We start from the raw sequence: 4,583 nt of genomic DNA, 5'->3' as shown, positions 1-4,583 counted from the left end.
AGCCTTGATGAAAAGGAAAAGACATTACTTGAACTCGTCTCGGGAGGTAGTCACACTATTGCTTCCCTGAGCGACGCTCTGAATCTCGACGAGATTACAGAGTTGCCTGACGATATTGCTATCGTATCCGTTACGGACGCCGTTCCCGGTATCGATGGCTCAACGTCGAAGTCGAAATAGTGGCAGTGGATTCAATGGCTGGTTACAAGATCCTGCAAGCTGAAAAACAGGGCATTTATGTCCTCAAGTTTATTGGAGAAATCCGGCTGAACCTGTGTTCGACGCTGGACAACCTGGTTGAGTCCATCACCCAGGACCCCGACTTCAAAACGGTGGTCATTGATCTTACGGAAACCGAGATTATCGACAGCACCACCCTTGGGCTGCTGGCCAAGATCGCCATGGCTGCTCAAAAACGCAGCAATTTCCTGCCAACCATGATTTCCACTAACCCGGATATCACCCGAATTATTACTTCCATGGGTTTCGACAAGATTTTCATTATTGTTCGGGAACCCGCCTCGCGTATCGAGGAACTGGAAGAGATCCCCGTGCTGCGTGCCAGTGAGCAGGACGTCCGGGACAAGGTTCTGGATGCACATCGGGTTTTGATGGGCCTGAACAGCCGTAACAGGGAAGAATTCAAGAACCTGGTGCGCGCCCTGGAATGCGAGGAACCTGGCTGACGCCGGCGATTACCACCGTATTTCCCATTCCTGCCGGCCGTAACCGGGCCAACTATAGGTAATGACGGAACAACTATGCCTGATAAAAAAGCCCCCCAGCCACCTCAGTCCGTTCCCACAGGCCATGACGTGGCTGTGCTGGGTGGCGGAAGCTTCGGCACAGCCATGGCAAAGGTGCTTGGAGAAAACGGACACACGGTGCACTTCTGGATGCGCGATGCAGCCCAGGCTGATGAAATCCGCGATACCGGCATTAACAGTCGTTACATGCCCGACGTCAGGCTGACCGGCGACATCCAGCCGACAACCAGTCTTCCTGAGGCGATAGGCAAAGCCGAAATTGTACTGGTAGCCATCCCCAGCAAGGCGTTCCGATCGGTCATCCGGGACAACAGCTCCGAATTCCGTGAAGGCCAGGTGGTTGTCAGCCTGACAAAGGGTATCGAAGAGCACGGTTTCAAACTGATGAGCGAGATTCTTCAGGAAGAAATCCCGCGCTGCCGGATCGGCGTTCTCAGTGGCCCGAACCTGGCCGGGGAGATCGTCAGCCAGGATCTTACCGCCACCGTAATTGCTGCCAAGGATCCGGACGTGCGCCGCACGGTTCAGGAACTTCTGGGCTGCGAATACCTGCGGGTTTACGCCAATGTTGACGTCTACGGGGTCGAGCTGGCCGGCGCGTTGAAGAATATCTACGCCATTGTGGCAGGGCTCGCCTCGGCGCGGGATCTTGGTGAAAACGCCAAAGCGATGCTGATTACCCGCGGTCTGGCTGAAATGAGCCGTTTTGCTGTCAGTCTTGGCGCCAACCCCATGACCTTCATGGGTCTGGCCGGTGTGGGCGACCTCATAGTGACCTGTACCTCCCCGAAAAGCCGTAACTACCGTGTTGGCTACGCTGTGGGCAAGGGGCAGGCACTGGACGACGCCGTTGCCGAACTGGGTCAAGTAGCAGAGGGGATCTATACCCTAAAGCTGGTCAAGGAAAAGTCCGAGGCTATTGGTATCTACATGCCGCTGGTGCGCGGGCTGTATGAGATTCTCTATGAAGGGGCGTCTATCAGCGCCGTTATAAACAGCCTGATGATGTCGGTCCAGAACTCCGACGTGGAATTCATTCTGCCGCGCACGCTCACCCAGTAATCTGAAAGCAGCGAGCGGGTATTTCCGGAGGTAACCAGTGCATTTGATTATCATGCGTCACGGTGAAGCCGGCTGGCACACCCTCGACCGGGAGCGTGAGCTGACAGAGTTCGGTCGGCATGGTGTGGCGGATGTTGCAGCACAGATTGCAGAGTCACCCTGGCGGCCGGAAAATATATGGTGCAGCCCACTGGTGCGTGCTCGCCAGACGGCCGCCATCGCCTCGGAAATTCTCAATTGCGCCGTTACCGAAAAAGATTACATCACCCCGGACGATGATCCCGGTCGCTGCCTTGACGAACTGATGGAATCGGCGCCGTCACCTTTGCTGATCGTGTCCCATATGCCGTTTGTCGGCAGTCTCTCGACGCTACTGGTAGACAGCCACCGCAAGGGCATTCCCTTCATGACCGCCCAGGCGGTAGTGCTTGAAATGCCTGTCGCCGGGCCGGGGTGCGCCGACCTCAGAGCCCAGTTTCTGCCATGAGTCAGGGACTAAGCCGGCCTGCTTCACTTTAAAACTGGCAGTTCCGCATCCATATTTGTGTTGTAGCCATATTCAGGAAGACAGTTATGACCCAAAAGCCCGAAACCATAGCGCATCAGGTCGAGAGTGCAAAGGCTGAAAGCCGGGAACTGCCACCACTGGAAAAGTGGAACCCGGAGCTGTCCGGAAACATTGATATTGTGATAGCCCGCGATGGCCAGTGGCTGTTTGAGGGCAGGCCCATCCACCGTGATGCGCTTGTTAAAATGTTTTCCAACATCCTGCGGCGGGAAGATGACGGAGAGTATTATCTGGTCACGCCTGTTGAGAAGTGGCGGATCACCGTCGAGGATACCCCGCTGCTGGCGCACTCACTGCATGCGATCGGCGAGGGCAACGACCAGGTGCTGGTCGTCACCACCAATACCGGTGAAACGATAGAGATTGGCGCGACCCACCCGCTGCGTGTTGGAACCTATGACGGTAGCGACGAACCTCGGCCAGTGGTACAGGTGCGTCACGGACTCGAAGCACGGCTTGTTACCGCGGCCTATTACGACCTGGCAGAGCTGGTCACTGAAGATTCGCCGGAGGGCGAAACCGGCCTAGGTGTCTGGAGCAACGGAAATTTCTATAAAATTGCCGCTAACGGTTGAATTACGGGGCACCGTCCCAAATAACTCACGGTAGAAAACGCAGTACGACACTTGTTAAACTGTGGTTTCGAACTTGTTACCGAGCCTGGCTCTCTAACGAGGCCCGGTGGTCGTAAGTCCCTCTGTGCAGTCTGGCTGTTCAAGATTACTTTCGATTGCCCAAATTTAAATCAAACAGTCATTGCGACACGCAAGGAGATCACATGGCCCAACCTCGTGTTGTCACCATCCATTACACGCTCACCAACGACCAGGGAGAAGAACTGGATTCCTCCCGTGTAGAAGGTCGCGAGCCTCTGTCTTATGTGGAAGGTGCTCAGAACATCATCGGCGGACTGGAAAATGCGCTGAACGAAAAGAACGCTGGCGATCAGGTAAAAGTATCTGTTGAGCCTGCTGAAGGTTACGGCGAAGTCAACGAAGAGCTGGTTCAGCCGGTTCCCCGTTCCGCGTTTGAAGGTGTGGACACCATCGAGCCGGGCATGCAGTTCCAGGCACAGACTCCGGGTGGCCCCCAGGTAGTTCGTGTCGTGGAAGTAGGCGACGAAACCGTCACCATCGACGCAAACCACCCGCTGGCAGGCCAGACCCTGCACTTTGACGTGGAAGTGGTTGAAGCGCGCGACGCAACTGACGAAGAGCAAGAGCACGGTCACGCTCACTAACGCTTTTTAAAGTTGAAAAAAAACGGCCCCTTGTGGGCCGTTTTTTATGCAACAATTCAAATCACATATTAGGATAATTCGGACCACCGCCACCTTCCGGCGTGACCCAGGTAATGTTCTGGGCAGGGTCCTTGATGTCGCAGGTTTTGCAGTGCACGCAGTTCTGCGCGTTGATCTGGAACTTCTTGCCACTGCCATCGTCCGCATCAACCACTTCGTACACTCCGGCCGGGCAATAGCGCTGCGCTGGTTCGTTATACTTGGGCAGATTCTCCCTGATGGGAAGATCCGGGTCGGAAAGCTTCAGGTGAACGGGCTGATCTTCCTCGTGGTTGGTGTTGGAAATAAACACCGAGGAAAGCTTATCAAAGGTCAGCTTGTTATCCGGCCTGGGATATTCGATTTTCCTGGCCTGGTCAGCCGGCTTCAGTGTTGCATGGTCCGGCGTGGTGTCATGAAACGTAAACGGCAGACTGCCCCGAAGGATATTCTGCTCGAAATAGGCGATGGCACCGCCCACGATATTGCCGAACTTGTGCATAGCCGGGCCGAAATTGCGCTCGGCATATAGTTCCTTGTAAAGCCAGCTGTCCTTGAAACGATCCTCGAAGCTGGTGATTTCCTCACCGCCTTTGCCTTCCTTCAGCGCTTCAAACACGGCTTCGGCACCCAGCAACCCGGATTTCATGGCAGTATGGGAACCCTTGATCTTGGATCCGTTCAACGTGCCGGCGTCGCAGCCAAGCAGCAAACCGCCGGGAAAGCTCATTTTGGGCAGACAATTGAATCCACCCTTGGTAATGGCGCGGGCGCCGTAGGCCACTCGCTTGCCGCCTTCCAGGTGCTTCCTGATTTCCGGGTGCAGCTTCAGGCGCTGGAACTCATCGAAAGGACTCAGGTGCGGGTTGCTGTAGGACAGATCTGCGATCAGGCCGACGTATACCTG

General features: G+C 55.4%; 6 protein-coding genes and 1 pseudogene. 6 read left to right on the top strand and 1 reads right to left on the bottom strand.

The features are described from left to right. The 6 genes and pseudogenes from ACESMB_RS12955 to ACESMB_RS12930 all read left to right on the top strand — a co-directional run. Window positions 1-180: pseudogene (locus ACESMB_RS12955) on the top strand (hypothetical protein); the annotation flags it as partial. Between the two features lie 14 nt (window positions 181-194). Further along, window positions 195-686, top strand: coding sequence for an STAS domain-containing protein (locus ACESMB_RS12950; RefSeq protein ID WP_372925568.1), 492 nt, complete (start codon window positions 195-197; stop codon window positions 684-686). 75 nt (window positions 687-761) lie between these two features. Beyond that, window positions 762-1,829: an NAD(P)H-dependent glycerol-3-phosphate dehydrogenase gene (locus ACESMB_RS12945; RefSeq protein WP_372925569.1), complete on the top strand. Its 1,068-nt coding sequence runs from the start codon at window positions 762-764 to the stop codon at window positions 1,827-1,829. A 37-nt stretch (window positions 1,830-1,866) separates the two neighbouring features. After that, a complete protein-coding gene (locus ACESMB_RS12940; protein WP_372971749.1) occupies window positions 1,867-2,316 on the top strand; it encodes a SixA phosphatase family protein in 450 nt (149 codons plus the stop codon). Window positions 2,317-2,402: 86 nt separating this feature from the next. Further along, entirely contained in the window at window positions 2,403-2,972 is a 570-nt protein-coding gene (locus tag ACESMB_RS12935; protein ID WP_372925571.1) for a DUF1285 domain-containing protein, read from the top strand. Between the two features lie 203 nt (window positions 2,973-3,175). Beyond that, window positions 3,176-3,637, top strand: a complete 462-nt coding sequence (locus ACESMB_RS12930) for a peptidylprolyl isomerase (protein ID WP_114612776.1) — start codon at window positions 3,176-3,178, stop codon at window positions 3,635-3,637. Between the two features lie 61 nt (window positions 3,638-3,698). On the opposite strand, the gene ACESMB_RS12925 is transcribed toward ACESMB_RS12930, so the two are convergent. Further along, a partial coding sequence (locus tag ACESMB_RS12925; protein ID WP_372971748.1) for an electron transfer flavoprotein-ubiquinone oxidoreductase occupies window positions 3,699-4,583 on the bottom strand: 885 nt, incomplete at its 5' end.

This window comes from Marinobacter sp., from assembly GCF_041686475.1.
Lineage (GTDB): Bacteria > Pseudomonadota > Gammaproteobacteria > Pseudomonadales > Oleiphilaceae > Marinobacter.
This window is presented reverse-complemented; position numbering and strand designations above follow the sequence as displayed.